29 protein-coding genes and 2 tRNA genes are annotated in these 24,972 nt (G+C 61.8%); 14 read left to right on the top strand and 17 right to left on the bottom strand.

The features are described from left to right. Positions 1-239 precede the first annotated feature (239 nt). Together I6E58_RS06675 and I6E58_RS06670 are read left to right on the top strand one after the other, a co-directional pair. A complete protein-coding gene (locus tag I6E58_RS06675; RefSeq protein WP_197131639.1) occupies positions 240-572 on the top strand; it encodes a YrhK family protein in 333 nt (110 codons plus the stop codon). 58 nt (positions 573-630) lie between these two features. After that, complete coding sequence (locus I6E58_RS06670) at positions 631-1,575, top strand: cation diffusion facilitator family transporter (protein ID WP_197131636.1); 945 nt, start codon at positions 631-633, stop codon at positions 1,573-1,575. Here the strand turns inward: I6E58_RS06670 and I6E58_RS06665 are convergent. From I6E58_RS06665 to pdhA, 5 genes are read right to left on the bottom strand one after another with little or no spacing between them, the layout of a single operon-like run. Then, complete coding sequence (locus I6E58_RS06665) at positions 1,572-2,342, bottom strand: hypothetical protein (protein WP_197131634.1); 771 nt, start codon at positions 2,340-2,342, stop codon at positions 1,572-1,574. The two genes, I6E58_RS06670 and I6E58_RS06665, sit on opposite strands and share 4 nt — an antisense overlap. Continuing rightward, the gene (locus I6E58_RS06660) at positions 2,339-2,935 is read right to left on the bottom strand and encodes a signal peptidase II (RefSeq protein WP_231595158.1); all 597 of its coding nucleotides are present in this window, start codon (positions 2,933-2,935) and stop codon (positions 2,339-2,341) included. The genes I6E58_RS06665 and I6E58_RS06660 overlap by 4 nt, the downstream gene beginning before the upstream one ends. Before the next feature lie 35 nt (positions 2,936-2,970). Beyond that, positions 2,971-4,404 (bottom strand): dihydrolipoamide acetyltransferase family protein, encoded by a 1,434-nt coding sequence (locus I6E58_RS06655; RefSeq protein ID WP_197131632.1) that lies wholly within the window; start codon positions 4,402-4,404, stop codon positions 2,971-2,973. Beyond that, complete coding sequence (locus I6E58_RS06650) at positions 4,404-5,405, bottom strand: alpha-ketoacid dehydrogenase subunit beta (protein WP_197131630.1); 1,002 nt, start codon at positions 5,403-5,405, stop codon at positions 4,404-4,406. Before I6E58_RS06650 ends, I6E58_RS06655 begins: the two co-directional genes overlap by 1 nt. Beyond that, positions 5,402-6,520 (bottom strand): pyruvate dehydrogenase (acetyl-transferring) E1 component subunit alpha, encoded by a 1,119-nt coding sequence (gene pdhA / locus I6E58_RS06645; protein WP_197131628.1) that lies wholly within the window; start codon positions 6,518-6,520, stop codon positions 5,402-5,404. The genes I6E58_RS06650 and pdhA overlap by 4 nt, the downstream gene beginning before the upstream one ends. Positions 6,521-6,762: 242 nt before the next feature. Between pdhA and I6E58_RS06640 the strand changes: the two genes are divergently transcribed. Together I6E58_RS06640 and I6E58_RS06635 are read left to right on the top strand one after the other, a co-directional pair. After that, on the top strand, positions 6,763-8,436 hold the full coding sequence (locus tag I6E58_RS06640) for an FAD-binding dehydrogenase (protein ID WP_197131626.1): 1,674 nt from the start codon (positions 6,763-6,765) through the stop codon (positions 8,434-8,436). Positions 8,437-8,474: 38 nt separating this feature from the next. After that, the gene (locus tag I6E58_RS06635; RefSeq protein ID WP_197131624.1) at positions 8,475-9,233 is read left to right on the top strand and encodes a DUF2510 domain-containing protein; all 759 of its coding nucleotides are present in this window, start codon (positions 8,475-8,477) and stop codon (positions 9,231-9,233) included. Here I6E58_RS06635 and I6E58_RS06630 read toward each other — a convergent pair. Then, positions 9,230-9,910 (bottom strand): hypothetical protein, encoded by a 681-nt coding sequence (locus tag I6E58_RS06630; protein ID WP_197131623.1) that lies wholly within the window; start codon positions 9,908-9,910, stop codon positions 9,230-9,232. The genes I6E58_RS06635 and I6E58_RS06630 overlap by 4 nt on opposite strands. Before the next feature lie 31 nt (positions 9,911-9,941). Here I6E58_RS06630 and I6E58_RS06625 point away from each other — a divergent pair, with 31 nt between their 5' ends. The 5 genes from I6E58_RS06625 to I6E58_RS06605 all read left to right on the top strand — a co-directional run bounded on the left by I6E58_RS06625 (position 9,942) and on the right by I6E58_RS06605 (position 15,853). After that, positions 9,942-10,796: an acyl-CoA thioesterase II gene (locus tag I6E58_RS06625; protein WP_197132894.1), complete on the top strand. Its 855-nt coding sequence runs from the start codon at positions 9,942-9,944 to the stop codon at positions 10,794-10,796. Positions 10,797-11,220: 424 nt separating this feature from the next. Further along, positions 11,221-12,552, top strand: coding sequence for a glycine betaine/L-proline ABC transporter ATP-binding protein (locus tag I6E58_RS06620; RefSeq protein ID WP_307842007.1), 1,332 nt, complete (start codon positions 11,221-11,223; stop codon positions 12,550-12,552). Continuing rightward, a complete protein-coding gene (locus tag I6E58_RS06615; RefSeq protein WP_197131621.1) occupies positions 12,549-13,508 on the top strand; it encodes a proline/glycine betaine ABC transporter permease in 960 nt (319 codons plus the stop codon). Before I6E58_RS06620 ends, I6E58_RS06615 begins: the two co-directional genes overlap by 4 nt. Before the next feature lie 103 nt (positions 13,509-13,611). Next, positions 13,612-14,505: a glycine betaine ABC transporter substrate-binding protein gene (locus tag I6E58_RS06610; protein ID WP_197131620.1), complete on the top strand. Its 894-nt coding sequence runs from the start codon at positions 13,612-13,614 to the stop codon at positions 14,503-14,505. Between the two features lie 118 nt (positions 14,506-14,623). After that, positions 14,624-15,853 carry a glycerate kinase gene (locus I6E58_RS06605; RefSeq protein ID WP_197131619.1) on the top strand — a complete coding sequence of 410 codons (1,230 nt, stop codon included), beginning with the start codon at positions 14,624-14,626 and terminating at the stop codon, positions 15,851-15,853. 27 nt (positions 15,854-15,880) lie between these two features. On the opposite strand, the gene I6E58_RS06600 is transcribed toward I6E58_RS06605, so the two are convergent. The 6 genes from I6E58_RS06600 to msrA form a co-directional block, all read right to left on the bottom strand. Beyond that, positions 15,881-16,348 carry a thioesterase family protein gene (locus I6E58_RS06600; RefSeq protein ID WP_197131618.1) on the bottom strand — a complete coding sequence of 156 codons (468 nt, stop codon included), beginning with the start codon at positions 16,346-16,348 and terminating at the stop codon, positions 15,881-15,883. Between the two features lie 2 nt (positions 16,349-16,350). Continuing rightward, positions 16,351-18,033, bottom strand: coding sequence for an energy-dependent translational throttle protein EttA (ettA, locus tag I6E58_RS06595; protein ID WP_129071735.1), 1,683 nt, complete (start codon positions 18,031-18,033; stop codon positions 16,351-16,353). A 48-nt stretch (positions 18,034-18,081) separates the two neighbouring features. Then, the gene (locus tag I6E58_RS06590) at positions 18,082-18,567 is read right to left on the bottom strand and encodes a hypothetical protein (protein WP_197131616.1); all 486 of its coding nucleotides are present in this window, start codon (positions 18,565-18,567) and stop codon (positions 18,082-18,084) included. A gap of 70 nt (positions 18,568-18,637) precedes the next feature. Then, a complete protein-coding gene (locus tag I6E58_RS06585; RefSeq protein ID WP_197131614.1) occupies positions 18,638-19,126 on the bottom strand; it encodes a single-stranded DNA-binding protein in 489 nt (162 codons plus the stop codon). A gap of 245 nt (positions 19,127-19,371) precedes the next feature. After that, positions 19,372-19,584: a methyltransferase gene (locus I6E58_RS06580; protein WP_129071738.1), complete on the bottom strand. Its 213-nt coding sequence runs from the start codon at positions 19,582-19,584 to the stop codon at positions 19,372-19,374. A 123-nt stretch (positions 19,585-19,707) separates the two neighbouring features. After that, entirely contained in the window at positions 19,708-20,229 is a 522-nt protein-coding gene (gene msrA / locus I6E58_RS06575) for a peptide-methionine (S)-S-oxide reductase MsrA (protein ID WP_197131612.1), read from the bottom strand. Positions 20,230-20,319: 90 nt separating this feature from the next. Between msrA and I6E58_RS06570 the strand changes: the two genes are divergently transcribed. The 3 genes from I6E58_RS06570 (at position 20,320) to I6E58_RS06560 (ending at position 22,457) form a co-directional block, all read left to right on the top strand. Beyond that, positions 20,320-21,327 (top strand): aldo/keto reductase, encoded by a 1,008-nt coding sequence (locus I6E58_RS06570; RefSeq protein WP_197131609.1) that lies wholly within the window; start codon positions 20,320-20,322, stop codon positions 21,325-21,327. A gap of 157 nt (positions 21,328-21,484) precedes the next feature. After that, complete coding sequence (locus I6E58_RS06565) at positions 21,485-21,730, top strand: hypothetical protein (RefSeq protein WP_197131606.1); 246 nt, start codon at positions 21,485-21,487, stop codon at positions 21,728-21,730. Between the two features lie 55 nt (positions 21,731-21,785). Beyond that, positions 21,786-22,457, top strand: coding sequence for a hypothetical protein (locus I6E58_RS06560; protein WP_197131601.1), 672 nt, complete (start codon positions 21,786-21,788; stop codon positions 22,455-22,457). An 85-nt stretch (positions 22,458-22,542) separates the two neighbouring features. Here I6E58_RS06560 and I6E58_RS06555 read toward each other — a convergent pair whose 3' ends face one another. The 5 genes from I6E58_RS06555 to I6E58_RS06535 form a co-directional block, all read right to left on the bottom strand. Next, positions 22,543-22,878: a hypothetical protein gene (locus I6E58_RS06555; RefSeq protein WP_231595156.1), complete on the bottom strand. Its 336-nt coding sequence runs from the start codon at positions 22,876-22,878 to the stop codon at positions 22,543-22,545. A gap of 111 nt (positions 22,879-22,989) precedes the next feature. Further along, positions 22,990-23,484: a DUF1801 domain-containing protein gene (locus tag I6E58_RS06550; protein WP_231595155.1), complete on the bottom strand. Its 495-nt coding sequence runs from the start codon at positions 23,482-23,484 to the stop codon at positions 22,990-22,992. Next, positions 23,454-23,526, bottom strand: a tRNA-Arg gene (locus I6E58_RS06545). Before I6E58_RS06545 ends, I6E58_RS06550 begins: the two co-directional genes overlap by 31 nt. 34 nt (positions 23,527-23,560) lie before the next feature. Next, the gene (locus tag I6E58_RS06540) at positions 23,561-23,863 is read right to left on the bottom strand and encodes a co-chaperone YbbN (RefSeq protein ID WP_197131598.1); all 303 of its coding nucleotides are present in this window, start codon (positions 23,861-23,863) and stop codon (positions 23,561-23,563) included. Next, positions 23,841-24,119: an oligoribonuclease gene (locus I6E58_RS06535; protein ID WP_129071746.1), complete on the bottom strand. Its 279-nt coding sequence runs from the start codon at positions 24,117-24,119 to the stop codon at positions 23,841-23,843. The genes I6E58_RS06540 and I6E58_RS06535 overlap by 23 nt, the downstream gene beginning before the upstream one ends. Positions 24,120-24,185: 66 nt before the next feature. On the opposite strand from I6E58_RS06535, the gene orn reads away from it, so the two are divergent. Both orn and I6E58_RS06525 read left to right on the top strand, forming a co-directional pair. Beyond that, positions 24,186-24,806, top strand: a complete 621-nt coding sequence (orn, locus tag I6E58_RS06530) for an oligoribonuclease (protein WP_197131595.1) — start codon at positions 24,186-24,188, stop codon at positions 24,804-24,806. Between the two features lie 46 nt (positions 24,807-24,852). Further along, positions 24,853-24,928 (top strand) — tRNA-His (locus I6E58_RS06525). Positions 24,929-24,972: the final 44 nt, after the last annotated feature.

The following is a 24,972-nucleotide window of genomic DNA, read 5'->3' as shown; positions in this document are numbered from 1 at the left end:
TACAACCACGGTGCTTGTCGCTCTCGGCGGCCTCACCCTTCTGGGTCTGCTCCGACTCTGCGTCAATTCCTCACGCTCGCTGACTTAGGCACCGCGTGCGCCTGGGCCCCGAAGGGCTAGATCGAAGGCGCGAGCGCGAAGGGCGCAGCGCGCCGCCGACCCGCCGCCCGTATGGCACCTCGTCGCCGATGCTGCAAAACTATCGGCCACACGCACTAACCGAGCAAAGGACGAAGCGCATGGGCGATACCCCTCCCGCCACCAGCAACGCAAGCAGCGCCAGCAGCGACGGTTCTCGACCCCTCGTTGTGCGGATCGGGCGTGAAGAATTAGTGATTCGCCAACGCTACGAAGTCATCAGCATCGTTAACGACATCCTGATCGGCCTTCTCTTTCTTGTGGGCAGCATCTTCTTCTTTACGCCCGAACTGACCCACGCTGGAACCTGGCTCTTCGTTCTCGGCAGCGTCGAGATGCTGATTCGCCCTGCTATTCGCTTTTCGCGGCGCGTACACCTCGGTCGCTACTCGTCACAGTCGGCGATGGAACCCGCCAGCAGCCGCGATTTCTAGCAACAGCGCTCCCCGTCTGCGGTGACAGACGTACGCGCTGCGGGAGTATCGTAAAAATATGAGCGATGCACCCGCGGCGAAATCCCAGCTAAAAACAGTTCTCGTCGCGTTTGCCGCCAACCTTCTCGTCGCGATCGCGAAGTCCGTCGCGGCCTTCGTCACGGGTTCAGCATCAATGCTCGCTGAAGCTGCGCACTCGTGGGCGGATGCCGGTAACGAGATTTTTCTCCTCATTGCTGAACGCCGCTCGGTCAAGCCAGCTAACGCCACTCATCCGCTCGGGTTCGGTCGCGAGGCTTACGTGTGGTCACTGTTCGCCGCAGTTGGCCTTTTCACGGCGGGCGCTGTCGTCTCGGTGCAGCACGGAATTAGCGAACTCATTGACCCCGAGCCTGCGAGCGACTTCAGCGTCGCTTACATCGTGCTTGCGATCGCCTTTGTGCTCGAGGGCATCTCGTTTGCGCAGTCGCTAGTGCAGGCGCGAAAAGGGGCTGCCCGCTTCAATCGCCGGCCCCTCGACTACGCGCTCAATAGCTCAAACACGACTTTGCGCGCGGTGCTGGCCGAAGATGCTGCGGCTCTGATCGGCCTGGTCGTGGCTTTTCTCGGCATCCTGCTGCACCAGCTCACCGGCAACGCCGTCTGGGATGCGCTGGGTTCCATCGCGATCGGCCTCCTTCTCGGCGTTGTCGCGGTGGTGCTCATCAATCGCAACCGACGCTTCATCGTCGGTCAAACTCCGGGCGACTCCGCCCGCCGAGTCGCCGGTCGGGTGCTCACGAATCATCCAGAAATCGCTCGCGTGACCTACTTGCATCTCGAATTCGTGGGCCCCGAGCAACTCTTCGCGGTGGCCGCCGTCGACCTCGTCGGAAATCAGCGCGAAGAGGAAGTCGCACGCCAACTACGAGAAATCGAACGCTCCATCGAAAGCAACAGCCTCATCAGAAAAGCAGTATTGACGCTGTCGGTCAGCGATGAGCCATCGATCGACTTCGACTAGCCCTCGTCGAGGCTACCTAGTCGGCGCAGCACGGCGTTGAGAAGCGTGCCCTCGGCATCCGGAATCACATGGTGGTTCAGGTAGATGCCCTCGAGCCACGGCAGCACCTCGTCGGCCGCCATACCAATGGTGTTCCAGTCGACGCCGGGCACAGCTTTGGAGCGCGGCTCTCCCGTGCGCGGGTCTGTCCACGCTTCGGCGATCGGCTGATCTGGTTCTGACTCCCCCGCGCCCCACAACAAGGCAATCGGATGATTCTCGCCGTCGATGTGGTCATGGCTCACGGTGCCCGCACCAAGCCACGGCAACGTCAGAAGCTCGCCCTCCACCTCGATCTCCAGCAGATCGAGTTGAACGGGGTCTGCTACTTCGCAAATGTAGAGGTCGAAGCCCGCGTCGTGCCAGGCCGCAGCCTGCGTGATGTCGTCGAGAATATTCGGCAGCAGCGCGTGAAAGTCGCTCGCGAGTCGGGTTGCCCACTGCACGAGCGTGCGCGTGTCATTGGCCGACCACGGGCTCGACTCGCGCGGTTCGCCCTGCGCGCTGTGAAAGTGGTGGTTGACACCCTCGCTCGTGGTCTCGCAGTGCAGCTGGCCGTTCACGTACTCAACGTGCAGGTCGCTCAGGTTGGCTTCGTCATCCCAGCCGGCAAAGAGTTCCGGCGCAGCGAGCGTCGGCGGCAGGTCGATCGGCGGAGTGCGCCGCGTGCCGAGGTTGAGTACTGCCCGCAGCCGCGTGTTGGGCATGCGGAGGCTGAGATCGGTCATTCGTTCGTCGCGGAGTGCGCCGCGGCATCCGCCTCAGCTTCGGGCGTCGCAGCTACGCGTTCGGGCTTGGCGGCGATACCCATCATCGAGATGACCACGATCATGATGGCGCCACCCACGAGAGCGATGTCGGCGATGTTGCCGATGAAGTAGCCGTTGTAGTTGATGAAGTCGACCACGTGGCCGCGGGCGAAACCGGGGTCCCGGAACAGCCGGTCACCGAGGTGGGTGATGGCTCCACCGAGGAGCATGCCGAGGGCGACGGCCCACGCGCGTGACTGCACGGTCAGCGAGTACCACGTGATCGCCACGACGGCGATGGCCGCGATGATCGTGAGCACCCAGGTGTATTCCTCGGCGAGCGAGAACGCGGCACCGGGGTTGTAGACGAGCTGGAATGAGAGGAGATCGCCGATGATCGGGATGTTCTTGCCGTCGCCGAGGTTGGCTTCGGCCCACCACTTGCTGAGCTGGTCGGCCGCAATCACGAAGGCGGCGAGCGCGAACAGGCCCACGAGCAAACGGCGTGGTGCGCGCGTGGCGGTGGGCGCCGAAGCAGTGGTGGCCGCAGCAGGGTCGAGATTCTCGGTCATAAGACCATTCTTACCTGTTGCGGCCACCCCCGCTGTCACACCATCGTCAAGACAGTGCCGGGGTCGTTCAGAATCGAGCCAACATCGGTCAAGAAACGGGCGCCCTGTTCGCCATCAACTAGACGGTGATCGAACGAGAGACTCAGGGTCATGACGTCGCGCAGGGCGACTTCTCCGTGGTGTTCCCACGGCATCTTGCGCACGGCACCCATCGCCAGAATGGCGGCTTCACCCGGGTTCAGGATGGGCGTACCCGCGTCGATACCGAAGACGCCGACGTTGGTGATCGAGATCGTTCCGCCGTTCAGCGACGCCGGCGTTGCTTTGCTCGCTCGCGCATTGCGGGCAAGGTCACCAATTGCGTCGGTGAGTTCGGCCAGAGTCATGGCGTCGGCATCCTTGAGGTTCGGCACCATGAGTCCCCGCGGAGTCGCGACCGCAATACCAAGGTTGATGTACCCGAACTCCACGATTTCGTTCGCGTTGGCATCCCACCGCGAGTTGAGCGATGGATTACGAGCCACACCGATGCACAGCGCTTTGGCAACAACGGCGAGCACCGAGGCTGCGGTTCCCTTGGCCTTGAGCTTCGCAACCAGTTCTACCGTGCGCGTGACATCAATCGTCAAGAACTCGGTGACGTGCGGTGCAGTGAACGCACTCGCGACCATGGCGGCCGCGGTTGCCTTGCGCACCGACTTGATGGGCGTGCGCGTTTCGCGCGGTCGCGAGCTCGCGAGCACTCCCGTTCGCGTTCCCGAACCAGCGGGGGCGGATGCTTCCGCCGCAGTCTCGTCGTCAGCCTGCGTTCCCGCCGCTGAGGTCTCGGCCGCGCTCAGCACGTCATCCCGAGTGATGACGCCTTCGGGCCCCGTGCCGGTTACCTGCGTGAGGTCGACACCACGGTCGGCGGCGAGCTTGCGCACCGGAGGCGTCGTCTTGGTGCGGGCATCGGCCTGCGAGACTGCCACTGGCTCCGTCGCCGGCTCTGCCGCCGCGAGCTCCGTCTCCGCTGGCGCACCGCTGCCCTTGCGAGGCTTACGCGTTGGGCGCTTGCCACTCTCCACCGCAGGACCGTAACCCACGAGCACAGCGTTTCGTTCGGGGGCTGCTTCAGCGGCCGGTGCTGCGTCGGATCCCGCACCCTTCGCCGCGTCATCCGCAGCGCCGCTCACATCGCCCACACTGGCGGCACCGCTCAAGTCGCTGCCGCCCGCGGGCGCACCTCCCTCAAGCTCAAAGGTCACGATGCGCGTGCCTACCTGCACGGTTGCCCCGGGCTCGGCATGCAGGGCGAAGATCGTGCCGGCAACCGGAGAAGGCAGCGAGACAATCGCCTTCGCGGTCTCGACCTCGGCAATAGGTTGGTTGAGCGTCACGAGATCGCCGACAGCAACATGCCATTCGACAATCTCAGACTCGGTCAAGCCCTCGCCCAAATCGGGCAGAGCAAACTCTTTGACGGCCATTACGCGCTCCAACCGGTAAGTGAATTCACGCGACCCAGCGCACGGTCAACGCCGTCCAAGATGCGATCAAGGTCGGGCAAGAAGTGGTCCTCCAACTTCGCAGCCGGGTACGGCACATCGAAGCCCGTGATGCGAACGGGAGCTGCCTCTAAGTAGTAGAAGCAGCGATCGGTGAGCGTCGCGGCGATCTCAGCTCCGAGGCCGCCGGATTCCGACGCCTCGTGGGTAATCACGAGCCGCCCGGTCTTGCGCACACTCGCCTCAACAGTGTCAAAGTCGACCGGAGAGAGCGAGCGAAGATCGACCACCTCGATAGAAATGCCGTCATCGGCGGCGGCGACTGCGGCATCCAGAGCCGTCGCGACGAGGGGTCCGTAGGTCACGAGCGTGACGTCGGTTCCCTCGGTGACGACCCGCGCTTTGCCCATGGGCAGACCGGTGGCATCTTCGTCGACCTCGCCTTTGGTCCAATAGCGACGCTTGGGCTCGAAGAACAGCACCGGGTCATCGCTGGCAATGGCTTCGCGCAGCATGCTGTGGGCATCCTGCGGCGTCGAGCAGGTGACAACACGCAGTCCCGCAGTGTGGGCGAAGTACGCTTCGGGCGACTCCGAGTGGTGCTCCACCGCGCCAATACCTCCACCGTAGGGAACCCGAATCGTCAGCGGCATCCGCACGTTTCCGCCGGTGCGATAGTGCAGCTTGGCGACCTGAGCGACAATCTGGTCGAAGCCCGGGTAGATGAAGCCGTCGAACTGAATTTCGCAGACGGGGCGATAGCCACGAAACGCGAGTCCCACGGCCATACCGATAATGCCGGCTTCGGCGAGCGGGGTGTCGATCACGCGGTCCTTGCCGAAGTCGCGCTGCAGGCCATCGGTAACGCGAAACACGCCACCGAGAGTTCCAATGTCTTCACCGAGCAAGACAACTTTGTCGTCGTCGCTGAGAGCGCGCCGCAGGCCAGAGCCGAGAGCCTTCGCCAGAGTGAGTTCTGTCATTTGTCGAATCCCTCGAGGTAGGCCTTGTACTGGCTCTTTTGACGCGCGAGCCCCGAGTGCTCGGTCGCATAGACGTTGTCGAACACGCTGAGCGGTTCGGGGTTCTTGAGCGCCAAGCATCCGGCGCGGAATTCTGCCGCCACTTCGTCTGCTCGGGCCTGAATGGATGCCGCCAGTTCGTCGGTCAACACCCCTTCGCTGCGCAAAAACGCTTCCACGCGCGCGATCGGGTCTTTGGCTTCCCACTCTTTCGCGACCACCGGGTCGACATAGCGGCTCGGGTCGTCCGAGGTGGTGTGGGGCCCGCGACGGTAGGTCACGGCCTCGATGAAGGTCGGGCCGCCGCCGTTGCGCGCGCGGTCGAGGGCGCTGCGCGTTGCCGCCATGACGGCCAGCACGTCGTTGCCATCAACTCGGATGCTCGGAATGCCGAACCCCGGAGCGCGATCGGCAATCGGCCGCTGAGCCTGCAGCCCTACGGGCTCAGAGATCGCCCACTGGTTGTTTTGGCAGAAGAAGATCACGGGAGCATTGAAGGAGGCAGCGAAGACCATCGCCTCGTTAACATCGCCCTCGCTCGTCGCGCCGTCCCCGAAGTAGGCCACCGAGACGCTGTCGACGCCGTCGAACTTGCAACCGACGGCATAGCCGGTGGCGTGCAAGGTTTGAGCGCCGATGATCACGGCAGGCGTTGCCATACCGACCTCGAAGGGATCCCAGCCCGAGGCTGCCGTTCCGCGCCAGACCCGCACGAGGTCAGGCAGCTTCACACCGCGGCAATAGGCCACAGCGTTCTCGCGGTAGCTGGAGAAGACAAAGTCGTCGGGCCGCAGAGTGCGAGCGGACCCCACTTGGGCTGCTTCCTGGCCGAGCAGCGGCGGCCACAGGCCAAGTTCGCCCTGGCGTTGCAGAGCTGTTGCTTCCGTATCGATACGGCGCACGATGATGAGGTCTTCATAGAGACTCGCGAGCTGATCACCGGTGACGTCGGAGACCCAGGGGTCGTAGAGTTCGTCACTGAGCCGTTTTCCGTCGGGATCAAGAAGTTGCACAAACTCAGGAGTTTGCTTCTTTGCCCCCGGAATCTGGGCTGTTGCGGGCACGGTGGTACTCATCGTTTCTCCGATCCGCTCTCGCACCGGCAGGTAAGCCGCGCTCCAGCGATCCTCACAACCGCGATGGGTAAACCGCAGGTTGACCCGAGCCTCGTCGCTCGGAGTTAATCTGACGGTACCTACACACCGAGCCGTTCACAAGACGCCGCACGAAAGTCGCTGCAGATTGGTCGGCAGACACGGCATACTGGCAGCGCAGAAGTCCGCCAGCGTCGGCGCACTCAGTGTCGAAGGAGTCACGAATGCCGCAGTCCCCCTCGCTGGATGCCATCGTCGTCGGCGGGGGCCTCGCCGGGCTCGTCGCGGCCGCCGAATTGCTCGCCGCTGGCAAACGCATTGCGGTCGTCGAACAAGAGCCCGAAGCGAGCCTGGGCGGGCAAGCGTGGTGGTCGTTCGGCGGCATGTTTCTCATCGATTCGCCCGAACAGCGCCGGCTCGGCATCAAGGACTCGCTCGAACTCGCCACCCAAGACTGGTTCGGTACAGCAGGTTTTGACCGCGATGAAGACGAATGGCCTCGCCGCTGGGCAGAGGCTTACCTGCAGTTCGCGGCGGGCGAGAAACGCGAGTGGCTCCGCGAGCGCGGAGTGAAGTTTTTCCCGGTCGTGGGCTGGGCAGAGCGTGGCGGCTATACCGCTCTGGGCCCCGGCAATTCGGTACCGCGCTTCCACATCACGTGGGGCACCGGCCCCGCGGTGGTTGAACCTTTCGTAGCGGCCCTCCGCCGCGGCATCGATCAGGGGCTAGCGACGTTGCACGTGCGCCACCGCGTCGATGAGTTGATCACGGAGAACGGCACGGTTGTCGGCGTGCGCGGGGTAACGCTAGCCCCGGATGCCGCAGCCCGCGGTGCGGCCAGCAACCGTACCGTCGTGGGAGAGTTTGAACTCCGCGCCCCTGCCACCATCCTGACCTCAGGTGGAATCGGGGGCAACCACGATCTCGTGCGCGCCCAGTGGCCGGCCAGAATGGGCACGGCGCCCCAGAACCTGCTGAGCGGAGTTCCTGCTCACGTTGACGGCCGGATGCTCGGCATCGCCGAAAGCGCCGGGGCTCACCTCATCAATGGCGATCGCATGTGGCACTACGTCGAAGGAATCCAGAACTGGGATCCGGTGTGGCCGCAGCACGGCATCCGCATCTTGCCTGGCCCCTCAAGTGTGTGGCTCGATGCCACCGGTCACCGCCTGCCCACTCCCCTGTTCCCCGGCTTTGACACTCTCGGAACACTCGAGCACATCGTCTCCACCGGCTACGACCACTCCTGGTTTGTGCTCACACAGTCGATCATCGAAAAAGAGTTCGCTCTCTCGGGCAGCGAGCAGAACCCCGACCTCACGGGTAAAAGCGTGCGCGAACTGCTCAAGCAACGACTCAGCACGGGCGCGACTGATCCCGTCGAAGCCTTCAAGAAACACGGTGCCGACTTCGTAGTGGCCGACACCCTCGACGAACTGCTCGCGGGCATGCAAAACCTCACGCCCGACGTCGCGATCGACGCCGCCCACGTTCGCCGCGAGATCGAAGCTCGGGATCGCGAACTCACCAATAAATTCACCAAAGATTCCCAAATCACGGCGCTGCGCCAGGCGCGCAACTACCTCGGAGACAAGTTGATTCGGGTCGCCAAGCCCCACCGCATCCTCGATCCGAAGGCGGGACCGCTGATTGCGGTCAAACTGAACATTCTGACGCGCAAGAGCTTGGGCGGCATCCAGACCGATCTGTCGGGGCGCGCGCTCGGCTCAAGTGGCGCTGTCGTACCGGGGCTCTGGGCGGCCGGAGAGGCGAGCGGTTTTGGCGGCGGCGGCATGCACGGCTACCGCGCCCTCGAAGGCACATTCTTAGGCGGATGCTTGTTCAGCGGACGAGCCGCCGGCCGAAGTGTGGCAGCAGCAGGCCACAACTCCGAGTAACTTTCAGTTGCGCTCGCGATGCCGGTTAGGATCGATGCGTGACTGACTCCTCGACTCCCCTTCCCCCTGCTGGCTGGTACCGCGACCCCGCGGGAGGCGCTGCTCCCCGCTGGTGGAACGGAACCGCGTGGGCCGCCGCGAACACAGTGCCCGCTGACGCCACACCGCTCCCGACCCCGGCGGCGGCTACACCTGCGCCGGCCGCGACAGCTGGCTCCGTACCACCGGTGACTCCTGCCGCACCGGCCGCTCCGGCTGCCCCGGCTGCCCCGGCCGCTTATGCGACCACACCCGGAACCTACGCGGCAGTCCCTCCCACCCCGAGCTACGCTGCCGCGGCGCCGACCACTGCGTCGGGCACCGGAACAAACACGTGGCAAATTTGGGTGATCGTTCTGATGCCGCTGCTTGCCATCCCGGCTCTCTTCGCGATCGATTCGGCAGCGTTTCTGCCTCAGCCCGGAGACAACGAATTCTCGTCACAGCTTCGGCTCTATACCGACCCGGGCTATCTCTTCACGACGGTCTGGGGTTGGGTGACGTTCGTCGCCAACATCTTCCTCGGCATTTACGACCGCCGCGCCCTCATGAACCGCGGTGTTGACCGCCCGTTCCACTGGGCGTTCATTTTCTTGGGTGGGTTCATCTACACGATCGGTCGCTCGGTCATCGTGCGCAGCCGAACAGGTCAGGGCCTCGCGCCACTGTGGGTATCGCTCGCCGTTCAGGTGTTCGGCTTGGTAGCAGCGTTCGTGTTCTTGGCTAACGTCGTGACTTCTGTCATGACGACTTTCTAACGGGCGACCGACCACCCACGACGTTTCACGAGCACGTGACCGCGCCTGGTCGACAGGCGGGTCCACGCTCCTGATTCAAAGACGGATGCCGCTTCGTCGTCCCCGAGAAAGCCCAAGCTGACGGCGGCAAAGCCTGCCCCAGCGGGCACGTAGTCGGGGTCGTCGAGCGGACGGCCCCACACTTCAGTGCGCACTTTGTGCACGAGTGCTTCCCCGGTGCCGGTCGGAATCGCTTCAGCAACTTCGGCGATTCCCGCTCGTGCGGCCTCCTCAAGAACAGCACTCGGTACGGCATCGAGAGCAACCCAGCCACCGCGCGGTGGGGTGATTGCCGCCCACGTGACGGTGTTAACGCTCATGGGCAGGCTGACGGCGACGGGTTCACCGAGAGTGTCGGCAGAAGATTCGACCGCACTTTCGATTCGTGCCAGCAGCGAACGCACGGGAACGACCGCATCAAAGTCTTCTTGTGACGCCAGCGCAAAGGTGCGCAGCCCCAGCACTGTGGGGCTCTGATCGAGCAGTCCAGCGGGGTGCAGCACGGAGACGTAGACGGCAAGAACGCCGCCTCCGCCAATCAATCGCACTGAGCCTTCGTCGACCCGAGCCGCTCGGCCCAAGAAAACTTGCAGATCGCCCAGCGCGAGGGAATCGATCACAGTAAACGTTGCAGTCATAGGCCTCTAAACTACAGGCATGAGCGACCCTATGTCTGGGCTTCTGACTGCCCTCAATCTGACCGACACCGGCGCACGAACGAGCGAAGACATTTTCACTGGTCCCAGCCAGTGGATGCCCCAGGGCCGGGTCTTCGGAGGTCAGGTGTTAGCTCAGGCTCTCGTTGCCGCACAGCGCACCATTGCCGATGACCGCTCGGTGCACTCGATGCACGGCTACTTCCTCCGCCCGGGCGATATCAATCTCCCCATCACCTTCTCCGTTGACCGCATTCACGACGGCCGCTCGTTCTCCACTCGTCGCACGCAGGCGTATCAAGATGGCGTGCCGATTCTGTCGGCCATCGCCTCATTCCAGGATGACGACGAGGGTCTCGATCACCAGATCGATATGCCTGCTGGGCTGCCCGATCCCGAGTCCTTGCCGACCACCGCAGAAGTGTTAGCGGAGTTCGATCATCCGGTCGCCCGTTACTGGGCCTCAGAGCGCCCCTTCGACATGCGCTACGTGACGTCGCCGATCTTTCTCGGCGTTGATGGCGGCACGGTCGGACATCAGGCTGTCTGGCTCAAGTCGGTGGGCCCCATGCCGGACGACATGAACCTTCACCGCGCCGCCCTGGCGTATGCCAGCGATTACTCCATCTTGGAATCGATCATGCGTCGCCACGGCTTGGCCTGGGTCACGCCCGGCATCAAGGTTGCCAGCCTCGATCACGCCATGTGGTGGCACCGCGATGCTCGAGTGGATGAGTGGCTTCTCTATGTACAGGAGTCACCAAACGCGATTGGTGGCCGCGGCCTCTCGCAAGGGCGCATCTACGACCGCGCGGGGCGCTTGATCGCCAGTGTGGCGCAAGAAGGAATGGTTCGCCCTCCGCGCTAGCCGACGCTCGTTTCGTCAAATTGGACGGTCAATTCGAGACCGTTGGGTAACAAAAGAATAACGAACGCGACCCCGTTCGATCCCTACTGTGCCGCGGATGTGTCGCCGAACCCGTACTGAGATGTCCCCGTTTTGGCGGACTCCAGCCTGCAAAAACCCTCAAAAAACGTTACCGTTGATATCGGCCTTGCCCCCGGTGTGCCCGTTTCTGGGTCCTGTCGGCAAGGTGCTACGAATCAGGCCGCGCGCGCCACCCCAGTAGTGGGATGACGTTCGTACGGTTGTTTCGCAGTGGAGTTGCTCCGAAAGCGCTCCCCTATCGTTTCCCATAAGAACCACCTAGGGATTCGACAGAGCCCTGCGATCAACCCGGACCGTAATCGAGAGAAGCGAAGCCCTCAAGGTGCCGAGTAATCAGGAGAACGTGACCGAGAAATTTGCTGTCAGCGCCAAAAATATCTACAAGGTTTTTGGACGTCGTCCCAATGAAGCAGTAGAGAGGCTCCAGCACGGCGCCTCCCGTGATGAGATCACCGACCTGGGAACCGCAGCCGTTATCGACGCGAGCTTCGACGTTTTGCCCGGCGAAATCTTCGTCGTCATGGGTCTTTCCGGTTCAGGAAAGTCGACCCTCATCCGCATGCTTAACGGACTCTGGGACACGACATCCGGAACCGTCACCGTCGGTGACGACCTCATCACCGGAATCTCAGCCGCCAAGCTGCGCGACGTACGCCGTCGCCGCATCTCCATGGTGTTCCAGCACTTCGCCCTCTTCCCGCACCGCAGCGTTCTCGAAAACGCCGCCTACGCGCTTGAAGTTCAGGGCATCCCCCGCGAAGAGCGTCTCGCTCGCGCCCAGAAGACCATTGACCTCGTCGGCCTCAAGGGCTGGGGCCACAAGATGCCCTCCGAGCTTTCCGGTGGAATGCAGCAACGCGTCGGCCTCGCTCGCGCCCTTGCCGCCGACACCGACGTTCTCCTTATGGACGAGGCCTTCAGCGCGCTCGACCCACTGATCCGCCGCGAAATGCAAGAGCAGCTACTCGAACTGCAGCACGAGCTCGGCAAGACCATCATCTTCATCACTCACGACCTCAACGAAGCCATGTTCTTGGGTGACCGCATTGCGGTTATGCGAGACGGCCGCATCGTTCAGATCGGTACGCCCGAAGACATCCTGACGGACCCGGCCAACGACTACGTTGAGCAGTTTGTTCAAGACGTTGACCGCGCTCGTGTGCTTACGGCAGCCAGCGTGATGGAACCCGCGCGTTCCACCGTTCTTGCGACCGCCGGCCCCCGTGCCGCACTCAAGACCATGCGCGACCTTCAAACGTCGACCGCGTTCGTGCTCGGCCGTGACCGCAAGCTGCAGGGAATCGTGCGTGACGCCGATGCCATGAAACTCGTTCGCAAGGGCGTCAGCGACCTGTCATCGATCCTGAGCGACGAGTACAACGCCGTTCAAGAAGACACGTATCTTTCCGAGCTGTTCGTGCCCTCCGTTGAGAGCCCGCTGCCGCTCGCTGTTGTGGATGCCAACGGTCGCCTCATGGGCGTCGTTCCCCGCGTCACTCTGCTTGCCGCTCTCGGCAACGTGTCAACGGACACGGGTGAACTCCAAGTTATTGAACCCCCGCTGACCGTATCGACCGCCGTCATCACCGACGCCCTCGATGCCAGCGCTGACGCCAGCGCTGCAGCCATTGCTACCGGCGATACAAGCTCCGAAGCGAAGGAGGACGCACGATGAACGACTTCCTCAGAATTCCCCTCGGCCAGTGGGTCGAAAACGGCATTGATTTCATCACCGACACCTTCGGTTTCGTTTTTGACTTCATCAAGCTGATCATTTCCTCGGTCGCCGACGGCATGAACTTCGTGTTCACGTCGCCGCCGTTCTGGATCATGCTCATCATCTTCGCCGTACTTGCCTTCGTGGCCCGTGGTTGGCTGTTCTCCCTCGGAACCACGCTCGGCTTCCTCTTGATCCTCAGTTTGGATCAGTGGGAAAACGCGATGGATACCATGGCTCTCGTTCTGGTTGCCGCGGCTATCGCAGTATTCATCAGCGTTCCGCTCGGAATCCTCGCCGCGAAGTACCGCACGGTTTCCACCATCGTGAAGCCCGTTCTCGACTTCTTGCAGACGATGCCAGCCTTCGTCTACCTGATCCCGGCCCTCATCCTGTTCCGCATCGGTGACGTTCCTGGAATCGTTGCAACTGTGCTCTTCGCGCTTGCTCCCGGTGTTCGACTCACCGAACTCGGCATCCGCGGTGTTGACAGCGAAGTTGTCGAAGCCGGTCAGGCCTTCGGCTCATCGCCGGGCCGCATCCTGCGTCAAATTCAGCTTCCCCTGGCACTGCCGTCCATCATGGCCGGTATCAACCAGGTGATCATGCTGTCACTCTCCATGGTCGTTATCGCGTCCATGGTCGGTGCTGGCGGCCTCGGTCAGCCCGTTATCCAGAGCCTGAGCCGTGCGGATGTCGCACTCGGCTTCGAAGCTGGACTCTCGGTAGTGATCTTGGCCATCTTCCTTGACCGTCTCACCGCATCCTTCGGTTCGGGCAAGGGTTACTTCCGATTCATCATCGAATCATTCAATGTTCGTGGTCGTCGCGCAGAATCTGCTGCAGTGGATGCTGCTGCACAGAGCGACGCTGCAACAACCGAACCCGCGGAACTCACTCCTCCCGTTCGCTAATTTTCGGGCGCCCACCCGCGCTCGTTTCCCCGCATGCAGAGAACCCTGTGTGCATCGACGTCAACATCGTCGCGCTTTAGCGTTGACAGAAAAGGACGACACCATGAAGAAGCAGACACGCGCTGCAATTGCAATCGGAGCCGCTGCGCTCCTCGGTCTCTCAGCTTGCGCTGCAGGCGGAGACGACACGGCTAGCGGAGACGCTGCTGAGAGCAAGGATCTCAGCATTGCCGTGTTCAACGGATGGCCCGAGGGCGAAGCAGTTTCGTACCTCTGGAAGGCAATCCTTGAAGAAAAGGGCTACAACGTAGAGCTCGAATACGCTGACGTAACCCCGATCTTCTCGGGACTCAGCACCGGTGACTACGACATCGCGCTTGACGGATGGCTCCCCATCACTCACGCCAGCCTGATGGAAGAATACGGCGACACGATCGAGGACCTCGGCGCATGGAACAGCGAAGCGGGACTGACCGTCGCTGTAAACGCTGATGCACCGATCGACTCGCTCGAAGAGCTCGCAGCAAACGCTGACAAGTTCGGTGACCGCATCGTCGGCATCGAGCCTGGTGCAGGCCTCACCGAGGCAGTACTGAACAACACCATGCCGACCTACGGCCTCGATGACATGGAACTGTTGACCTCGTCGACTCCCGCCATGCTCGCTGAGCTGCAGGCTGCGCTCGACAACGGCGAGAACATTGCCGTGACTCTCTGGCGTCCGCACTGGGCCTACGATGCATTCGACATCAAGGACCTTGCTGACCCCGAGGGAACGCTCGGCGACGTTGAAGAAATTCACTCCTTCGCACGCGACACCTTGAGCGACGACATGCCTGAGGTTACCGAGTGGATCTCGAGCTTCAAGATGGACTCCGAGCTGCTTTACTCGCTCGAGAACGTCATGTACAACGAGTACGAGGGAACCGACTTCGAGCCCATCGTTGCAGACTGGATCGCAGCGAACCAGGACTACGTAGACGGCCTCACCAGCTAATACTGGTGTAGCTCTCAGCACCTCGGTGCTGTAACTCACGAAAAGGGGTCGCCTTCGGGCGGCCCCTTTTTGCGCGCCTGACGGATCTGCGCGGTCCCGGCCGCGCTAGGGTCGAGGGGTGTTAGCTACCGAGAACCCCGTCGTCATCATCGCTCCCGATTCGTTCAAAGGGAGCCTAAGCGCTGCGGATGCCGCAGCAGCCCTCGAGCGTGGCGCCCGCGAGATGCTCCCCGACACCGCCACCGTACTCACGTTTCCCATGGCCGACGGCGGAGAAGGCTCGCTCGACGCCGTTCTCGCCGCCTGGCTTCAGCCCGCCCTCACGATGACGACCGTCGACGCCATCGGTCGCGAGCGAGAAGCCAGCTACGGGCTCGACCTCGATGGCAAGCGCGCGGTCATTGAGGCCGCTCAAGCCAGCGGGCTCCCCCACGTGCTCGACGTGGAACCTCAACCGCTGCGTGCCGACAGCTACGGTGTTGGTCTCATCGCCGCCCACGTCATTGAACGCGGCGCGCGCGACATAACCCTGTTTCTCGGCGGCTCTGCTAGCACCGACGGCGGCTCAGGGCTGCTGCGCGCCCTCGGTGCGCGATTCCTCGACGACGCCGGCACAGAGTTGGCACCCGGCGGTGGCGCACTCACCTCCCTCGAAACGATCGACCTCAGCGAGCTCTTGCCCGGTGTGCTGGAGACGACATGGCGCATCGCCGTCGACGTGACCAACCCACTGACCGGGAGTCGGGGCGCAGCTCACGTCTTCGGGCCTCAGAAAGGGGCAACGGCATCTGATGTTGCGGTGTTGGATGCCGGACTCACGCGCTTAACAGAGGCGCTGGCTTCGACACCGCTCGCTGCCGAGCGCGGTTTCTCCGCGGCCGGGATTGCAGCACTCCCGGGAATCGGTGCCGCCGGCGGTACAGCCGCGCCACTCGTCGCACTCTTCGGGGCGGAGCTCGAACGTGGTGCTCAGCTCGTCGCCGATACCATCGGCCTCAGTGACGTCATAGGCACTGCCGATGTGATCATCAGCGGCGAAGGACGGCTGGATGCGCAGTCGCTCGACGGCAAAGTCGTCGACTACCTGCGCAGTTCGAAATCGTCGAACGGGTTCTTGGTCGTCGTCGCCGCCATCGTCGATCTCACCATCGATCAGTGGTCAGCGGCCGGTATTGATGCCGCTTTGCCGTTGGGTTCCGGAGTCGAGAACCGCAAGGAACTGTTCCAGTTCGCCGCACCGCTGCTCGAAGCGCGCGGAGCCCACGCGATTGCTGAGTGGCTTGACCCGACGGATCTCGACGAAGAGTTCCGCGACGATGATGACGAACCGTCGAGCGACTTTGCCTAAGGTCGCCTAGCGTCTTTTCGGCGTCGCTTAGCGTCGTTTAGCGAACTGCAGAGGCTCTTCGGCGTACTGCGCAAAGACTTCGCGTTGTGCGGCGCTGATCCGCAGCGGCCGCGAATGAGCAGCATCGACGAGCACGAGAGTTGTGGATGCGCGTACATATAACTGGCGCGGCGATACGTTCACCGGGGTATAGATCTCGTAGCAAACCTCAAGGCTTGCGCCCCCAACGCGACCGATCCACATCTCGATGTCGATGGGTTCGCGCAGATACGGGATCGGCAGCAGGTACTCGATTTCTTGACGCGCGATGAGCGTCATCGTCGGGCCGCCCGGGCGACCGTCGAGAACTGCAGTGAGGGGCGCATCCTCCCCCGCTGCGGGCCAGAATGCATGGATTCGCGCCTCTTCGAGGAGGCGAAACACTTCGGCATTGTTGACGTGTTGGTACGCGTCAACGTCTGACCAGCGCAGCGGGAGCGGGATGTGCAATCGCATGACTAGTCGCGCGTGAGCTTGCGGTACGCGCTGCGGTGGGGCTTGGCCGCGTCGGGGCCAAGACGCTCGATCTTGTTCTCTTCGTAGGCGTCGAAGTTTCCCTCGAACCAGTGCCAGTAACCGGGCGTCGCTTCGCTGCCTTCGTACGCCAGGATGTGCGTCGCGATGCGGTCGAGGAACCACCTATCGTGAGTGATCACCACAGCACAACCGGGGAATTCGAGCAATGCGTTCTCGAGGCTTCCGAGAGTTTCAACGTCAAGGTCGTTAGTCGGTTCGTCAAGCAGCAAGAGGTTTCCGCCCTGCTTGAGCGTGAGCGCGAGGTTCAAACGGTTGCGCTCACCACCGGAGAGCACGCCAGCCTTCTTCTGCTGGTCTGGTCCCTTGAAGCCGAACTGCGAAACGTAGCCGCGCGAGGGGATCTCAGTCTTACCGACCTGGATGTAGTCCTGACCGTCGGAGACAACTTCCCACAGCGTTTTGTTGGGGTCGATTCCGCCGCGGCTCTGGTCGACGTAGGAGATGTCGACGGTTTCGCCGACCTTGAGATCTCCTGAGTCGAGGGGCTCAAGACCAACGATGGTCTTGAAGAGAGTGGTCTTTCCGACACCGTTGGGGCCGATGACGCCGACGATTCCGTTTCGCGGAAGAGTGAAGCTCAGTCCGTCGATGAGAATGCGCTCGTCGAAGCCCTTCTTGAGGTTCTTGGCATCGATAACCTGCGAGCCGAGACGCGGTCCCATAGGGATGACAATCTCTTCGAAGTCCAACTTTCTGGTCTTCTCCGCCTCGTTCGCCATTTCTTCGTAACGTGCGAGGCGGGCCTTCGACTTGGTCTGGCGGCCCTTGGAGTTTGAGCGCACCCATTCGAGTTCGCTCGAGAGACGCTTAGCGAGCTTGGCGTCTTTCTTGCCCTGCACCTGAAGACGCTCTTGCTTCTTCTCGAGGTAGGTCGAGTAGTTGCCCTCGTAGGGGTAGAGGTGACCGCGGTCGACTTCGGCGATCCATTCGGCGACGTGGTCGAGGAAGTACCTATCGTGGGTTACGGCCAGTACGGCCCCCGGGTACTTGGAGAGGTGCTGCTCGAGCCAGAGAACGCTCTCGGCGTCGAGGTGGTTAGTGGGCTCATCGAGAAGCAGCAGGTCGGGCTTCTGAAGGAGCAGCTTGGTGAGCGCAACGCGGCGCTTTTCTCCACCGGAAAGTTTGTTGACGGGCCAGTCTCCGGGAGGAGTGCGAAGAGCATCCATTGCCTGTTCGAGTTGGGAGTCGAGGTCCCACGCGTCGGCGGCGTCGATCTCCTCTTGTAGCGTGCCCATTTCGGCCAGAAGGGCGTCAAAGTCTGCGTCAGGTTCTGCCATTTCGAGGCCGATGGCCGCGTGGCGGTCGACTTTGGCCTTGATCGGTCCAACGCCTTCTTGCACGTTCTCGAGAACGGTTTTGCTCTCATCGAGCTCGGGCTCCTGCATGAGGATGCCGACGCTGTAGCCGGGGCTCAGCCGAGCTTCACCGTTGCTCGGGGTGTCGAGCCCGGCCATGATCTTGAGGATGGTGGACTTACCGGCACCGTTGGGGCCAACCACACCGATCTTTGCGCCGGGGTAGAACGACATTGTGACGTCGTCAAGAATGAGTTTGTCGCCGACCGCTTTTCGCGCGCGCACCATGGAATAAATGAATTCGGCCATGCGACCATTCTACGGAGCGTTCGGGCTCAGTCGAACCCGTTTGGGTAGTTACCAGTCGATCGGTCGGGTCTTGCCCACAAGACAACCGCCGGTACCGAGCAGGGGCTCGATCGATGACACGTAATCGTCTTGGGTGAACTGCCCGATCAGGCATTCCCCTTTGATACGCACCGAGACCACAATCGAATCAGCGGCAAGGCCGATGGCGGTTGCGTCGGGGGTCACTTCCATGTCGGACTGGGTGAAGCCGTTCTCGACTAGCTTGTCGACAATGCTGCGACCGTCGCCCCGCCCGTTGGCGTCGAAAGACTCCTGATTGAGCATGTCGAAGAACTGGCGGTTGCCCGCTGCAGCTTCGCCGGGACGAAGCACAGGCCCTTCAGGCGTGGCCCCGGGCTCGGGAGTGCTGCTTACCGTTGCGGTCGGCGTCGCGGTCGGTTCGGGCTCTTGCGCAACACAACCGCTGAGGGCAACTACTGCCGCGATGGTGAGTGCGAGAGCAGCACCGAGTCGGCCGGTAGGTCGTACGCGCATTGCATTCCCTTCGTCGGCCACGATTCTTCCGGGCCGGCTCAAGTCTAGATTGCTTGCGCGCACGATCCACTCAGAAGGGCTTCTCAGCGCCGCTTGAGGCAGCGACGAGCTCGCCCTCCTCGGAAGAGTCATCGCTATCGGCGTTGTCTGACGCGGGGAACTCATCATCGTCAGCGCTGTCGCTGGTCGTGTGGTTCACGCTGGAGATCGTGCGCGAGAACTGCGCCGTTCCCCACATGAGGTCGTGACCGAGAGCATCCGCTTCGATCTCGATGTTCGTTCCGCTGCGGTCGGCGTTCTCCCATTCGCGAATCTTTAGTCGGCCCGTCAGCACAACACGGTCGCCTTTGCCGATTGACGTAGCGCTGTTGATAGCGAGCTGGCGGAACGAAGTGATCGTGTACCAGTTAGTCTCGCCGTCGATCCAGCGCTGGTTACTGCGATCAAAACGTCGCTGCGTCGATGCAAGACGGAACGACGTGATGGGCAATCCCTCCCCGGTAACGATGTGCCGCGGTGCAGTCGCAACGAGCCCGGAAACGGTGATGGTGTCTGACATAACTACTCCTAGTTTTGGGTCGCAACGGAGAGCGCGACCGAATGGCAGACAGATGCGGGCCGACACTCGTGCCGGGAAGCCGACCCGGCATCCGTCTGACACCAGTGTTCGCCGGGCGAGCAGCGCAGAGGAGCCGATGCCGCCTTCTGTGGACGACCTCGACTATCTGCGCGCAGAGTAGGACTAGTTAGTTTTCGCGCAGCAACGCCGAAATATCAATCACGGGCGAGACACCCTCTCGCGACCTAGTGCTCGCGGAACTCAGGCCACGCCGTGCCGGGCAACAGGTTCGCGTGCAGGGCAGACTTCGCGGCATCCAGAGTCGGATACACCCCTCGATAGTCTTCGTCTTTCAATAACTTGAAGGTGAACCCGTCTGTTACCCGGTGCACCGAGCCAACTGCTCCTGCCTGGGTGAATGCAACCCAGGTTTGTCCGGTCAGAGTGTGGTTTGTCATTTCCGAACCTCCTTCGAATTAGTGAACGACGCCAGTGTCGTTCGTTAACGACCGTACGCCGCCTCGCGACGAAGATAAAGACCTTCGTGCCAGACGGCGCACAGTGAGCGTCGTTACCGGAAACTACTTGATGTAGCTCGAGAACGACGAACGGATTTTGTTGACCTTGGGCAACGCAACTGCCATGCAGTAACCCTGACCGGGGTTCTTTGCGAAGAAGTCCTGGTGGTAGTCCTCAGCGTTGTAGTACGTGTCGAGCGGCTCGATGGTCGTCACGACGCCGCCATCCCAGTATTCGGATGCGCGATCACGAGCTGCTTCGAAGAGAGCCTTCTGCTCGTCACCGTCGTAGAACATGGCCGAGCGGTACGACGAACCGACGTCGTTGCCCTGGCGGTTCAACTGGCGTGGGTCGTGGAGGGTGAAGTACACGTCGAGGATGACCTCGTCGGGAATGACCTCAGGATCGAAGGTGACAGCGACCGCTTCAGCGTGGCCCGTTGTCTCGGTGCAGACCAGCTCGTAGCTGGGGTTCGGCACTGTTCCGCCGGTGTAGCCAGAAACTACGTCAGTAACGCCATTGAGGGTGCGGTAGACCGCATCGAGGCACCAGAAACAGCCGCCTGCGAGATGAAATGTGTGCATAAGTTGAGCCTACTTTCTTGGGCTGGATGTCTCATACAACGCACACCTCGCACGCTGTGTTCCCTCAGACGCTGGGCATATGCTGAACGAATGCCTTATGACGCCTCTCCCCTCCGTTATGATTCCACCGAATACCACCGCGTAGGCCATAGCGGCCTCAAGCTCCCCGCAATTTCATTGGGATTGTGGAACAACTTCGGTGACGATCGCCCCCGCACAACGCAGCGCGCGATCCTGCGCCGCGCTTTCGATCTCGGCATCACCCACTTCGATCTAGCCAACAACTACGGCCCCGAAATCGGCGCCGCCGAACGCAACTTTGGCGAGATCTTCGCGGACGACTTCGTGCCGTACCGCGACGAGATGATTGTCTCGACCAAAGCGGGCTACACGATGGGCGAAGGCCCCTACCAGGACTTCGGTTCGCGCAAGTATTTGCTCTCGTCACTTGATGCGAGCCTCGACCGCATGGGCCTCGACTACGTGGACATTTACTACCACCACCGCCCCGACCCCGAGACTCCCATTGAGGAGACCATGGGAGCGCTTGCGACCGCTGTGAACTCGGGCAAGGCGCTTTACGTTGGAGTCTCCAACTACAACCCAGAGCAGACCCTTGCTGCTCACGACGCTCTCGCCGAGTACGGCATCCCGCTCACCATTCACCAGCCGCGCTACAACATGTTCGATCGCCACATCGAAGACGGGCTCTTCCCGGTACTCGACCAGATCGGCGCGGGCAGCATTGTGTTTTCGCCGCTCGCGCAGGGACTGCTGACTGATCGCTATATGGATGGCACCATCCCCGATGGCTCGCGTGCCTCTGAGGGCCGCTGGCTTCAGCCCGGTCCGCTCAGCGACACGTATCTGCAGCGCGTGCGCGCCCTCAACGAGATCGCGCAGAGCCGCGGTCAAAGCCTTGCGCAGCTCGCGCTCACGTGGGTGCTGCGGCATCCACAAGTGACCTCTGCTTTGGTAGGCGCGAGCAGTGTCGCCCAACTCGAGAACAACTTCGCCGCTCTCGAAGGGCCGGCGCTGACGGATGACGAACTCGCCGCGATCGACCCGCTTGCGGTCGACGGTACGGCTCTTCGCTAGCCACACGAGCACCTCGACGGGGCCGGATTTCGCGCAGTAGCGCGGGGGCCGGCCTTTGTCGTTGCAGCAGTCTTCTAGCGCGCGCATAAGAATGTCAGTGTTCGAACATATATTCGAATCATTAGAAATTCGTGCTCACCAGCTGAAGGAGCTTGCCATGACCACCCTCGACTTTGCCGGCACTGCCCAATCGATTCGCTCAGGAATCGTGACAGTGCAGTTGAATGACGATTTGTGGCGCATTACGCGGCCCGATGGAGAAGTGCTGGGCTACGTACACCGCTGGGTTTCCGCTGCTGGCGCTCGCTATCAAGCCAAGCGCATGCTTCAGCGGCAACGCCGTTTTTTGCCCCTCGGCGATTTCTGGACCATCGAGGATGCTTTGGATATCTTCCGGTTTTGATGTGTCGCGCCTGTCGCTCTGCTCCGGCGGCCCTTAGCGGGGTTACAGTTCCAACATGATTCTTGAGTGGTGGAACGATCTCGTCGACTGGTTCAGCTCCGATCAGGGGTGGACCTTCATCACAAGCGCCCTCGTGCCCTTCCTCGCGATCGTTGTCGGAGGAATCATCGTGGGTATGATCGCGCGTTCGTCGTTGCGCCGCCTGATCGGCCAGCAGGACCGTCAAGCTAAAGCTGCTGCTGTCGCCGCGCTCATAGCATCTGGGCGTCGCGCCGCGGCATGGAGCACCCTCTCTGCAGGCGAAAAGGAACACGTCGACCACCAGTCGAGCGAAGCCGAAGTGCGCGTGCGCCTTCTCCCCCTCAAAGGCGCCGATATTGCCGCCGATTGGGCTGCGCACAAGCTGGCCGCGATGAAAAAGAATTCGGTCAACTACAGCTTCCAAGCCGAGCAGGACCTGGCCGAGCTGCAAGACGGGCTCATCGAGTGGCAGTCACGCCCGGGTCGCGCGAAGAAACTGTTCGCTCAAGACCTCGCCAGCTGGAAGTACGAGACGAGCGAAGCGGAAGACGAACTCGTCGTCAAGCAACAAGAGTGGGCTTCTCGCCAGGCAGCAGAAAGTGCAACCGCACCAGCGGCCTCGACTTCAGGAACAGCCGGTTCTGGCACGACGAGCGCTACCGCCGAAGCCACTCCAACGGTGGTTATTTCTCCCGACCGCAGCTAGCGACGACAGCTAGCGACAGCAGTCGCTCGCGGAGCGTCACGCGTCGAGCGTCGAGCGTCGAGCGTCGAGCGTCGAGCGTCAGAGTTCAGGCGTCGGGGCCTTCGATAGCCACTATGCGCGCCGACCACGGACAAAAGCGTTCAGTGGTGATCCGCCCGTCTTCAACATCCTGCGGCGTACCGTCACACTCCGCAGTGGAGACGTTGGAGAATTCGAGCGTGGACGGATCGATATGCCACGACCACGGAGCATTCACGCGTGCGTCGCCCGGAACGATGTCGCCGCTCGGCACGGCTTCGAGGTTGTCGCCGGCGAGTAAACCTTGCGCGTGAGCCACGAGCTCTGGAGTTGCTAGCTCCACGGTGAATCGTTCGACACCGCCGACCTCGAAAATGGCGACCGTCGGTTTCGGCCAGAACATACAGCCTGTGAGACTCAGCGTCAGCGACACGACTGCGCCGCCCACGGCCAGCCGCGTTCCTCGCCGAGCAGGCGCTTGTGCGGACGTCCCTGCCGCGCGAAAAACCACGGCTCAGCTGCTCTCGGCTTGAGCGTCGTAATCGATGCGGGCTACCTCATAGCTGCGCGTCAGCAACTCTTCGAGGACCGCCAGATCGACATCCGCCAGTTTCTTGATATAGAGACAGCCCACGGCGAGTTCATGTGCACCCAGGTCTTCTAAGAGCTTGGGAAACTCCCGAAAGTTGCGCGCGGTGTAGAGCGAAATCTTCGCTTTGCGGGGAGAGAACCCGATCGTCGCGGTGTCGCCCTCGCGCCCGCTTGCGTAGCGATAGTGGCTAGAGCCGAACCCGACGATCGACGGCCCCCACATAGCAGCGGGCTGGCCCGATGCCTGAGAAAATACTTCTACAAGGGTCTGGGCCTCGGTGCGGCGACGTTCAGTCGGCACATCAGCGATGAACTGCTCGACGCTCACTGATGAATCAGCAGTCGTCTTCGGCGTGGGTGTCACGTGACCGACCTCTTCGTTGCGGGTGCCCTCGGCAGGATTCGAACCTGCGGCCAAGAGATTAGAAGGCTCCTGCTCTATCCCCTGAGCTACGAGGGCGGGGTATACACGTTAAACGATAGCGTGTCAGCAGCTAAACGGCTTTCGCAAGTGCCACGAGCATCTGATTGAGCGTCGGGGCGCCTTGCGCACGAAAAACTTCTTCTCCCGCCGGCGACACGATCACGATCGTGGGCGTGGAGGTTATTCCGGCCTGCTCGGCGCGATCAGCCTCGCGCGCGACATCCAGTTCGGCATAGGTAATCGCGGGCACGAGGCGCGCCACCTCATCGAGAGTGCGGCGCGCCGCGGCACACGGGTCACAAAAAGCAGACGAGAAGAACAGCACAGTCGGCTGTTCAGAAGGTGTGCTGTTAGAGGTCGTTTCGTTCGTCAAGGTCTTCCAGAGGGTCGCTATCGGCTTGATCCCACGTGTAGGTCACATGAACTTTGTCGCCGACCTGCTTCGCTACTGGGGATTCGTAACGCAATTGCGTCTCCGAACCGACAGCGTCTGCAGCGATCAGGGTCACATAATCATCCCATCCTGCTTCGGTGGCAATGCGCGTGTCGTTCTGGCCGTTGTACGGGCCGCCGACAAAAAACACGATGTACTCGTCGCCGTGCGCGAGTGTGGGGGTTGTTTCGCTCATACCTCAGGTTTACCAGATCAGAGTGGGCGAACGCTGGTGACTTTTCAGCGGCGGTAGAATCAATTCATGGCATCACACGCTGATTATCTGGTTTGGATCGACTGCGAGATGACGGGGTTGGATGTCGATATCGACGAACTCGTCGAAGTTGCGGTGGTGATCACCGACTACGACCTCGTTCCCGTTGACGACGGCATGACCATTGTCATTAAGCCCAGCGAGGCTGCACTCGCCAATATGGGTGAGTTTGTGACCGCCATGCACACATCAAGCGGCCTCATCGAGGAAATGCCGCTCGGCGTTTCCCTCGCCGAAGCCGAGACCGCGGTACGCGACTACATTCTGCAGTACGTACCAAACCCGCGCACCGCTCCGATGGCCGGCAACACTATCGGCACCGACCGCACGTTCCTGGCTAAATACATGCCAAGCGTTGATACTCACCTGCACTACCGCAGCGTCGATGTGTCGTCGATCAAGGAACTGTCGAAGCGCTGGTTTCCTCGCGTGTACTTCAACGCCCCCGACAAAAACGGTGGGCACCGCGCGTTGGCCGACATTCTGGAATCGATCCGCGAACTCGATTACTACCGAAAAGCAGTGTTCGTAGGCGAGCCAGGACCCACTACCGAGCAGGTTCAAGCAATTTCTGCTGACGTAGTGAACGGATTCGCCTCGCGACTGTAATACACTTGTAGAGTTGCTTGTCGCCGCAGGGCGAAAAACAACCTTGGTGGGCGTAGCTCAGTTGGTAGAGCGCTGGCTTGTGGAGCCGGATGTCGCGGGTTCGAGCCCCGTCGTTCACCCCAAGATAATGAGGCCCAAACCCTCGAAACGAGCATTACGTCTCGCG

Origin of the sequence: Salinibacterium sp. SWN1162, assembly GCF_015864675.1 — a bacterium.
Lineage (GTDB): Bacteria > Actinomycetota > Actinomycetes > Actinomycetales > Microbacteriaceae > Rhodoglobus.
The sequence above is the reverse complement of the archived record's forward strand: the minus strand, read 5'-3'. Positions and strand labels throughout refer to the sequence as shown.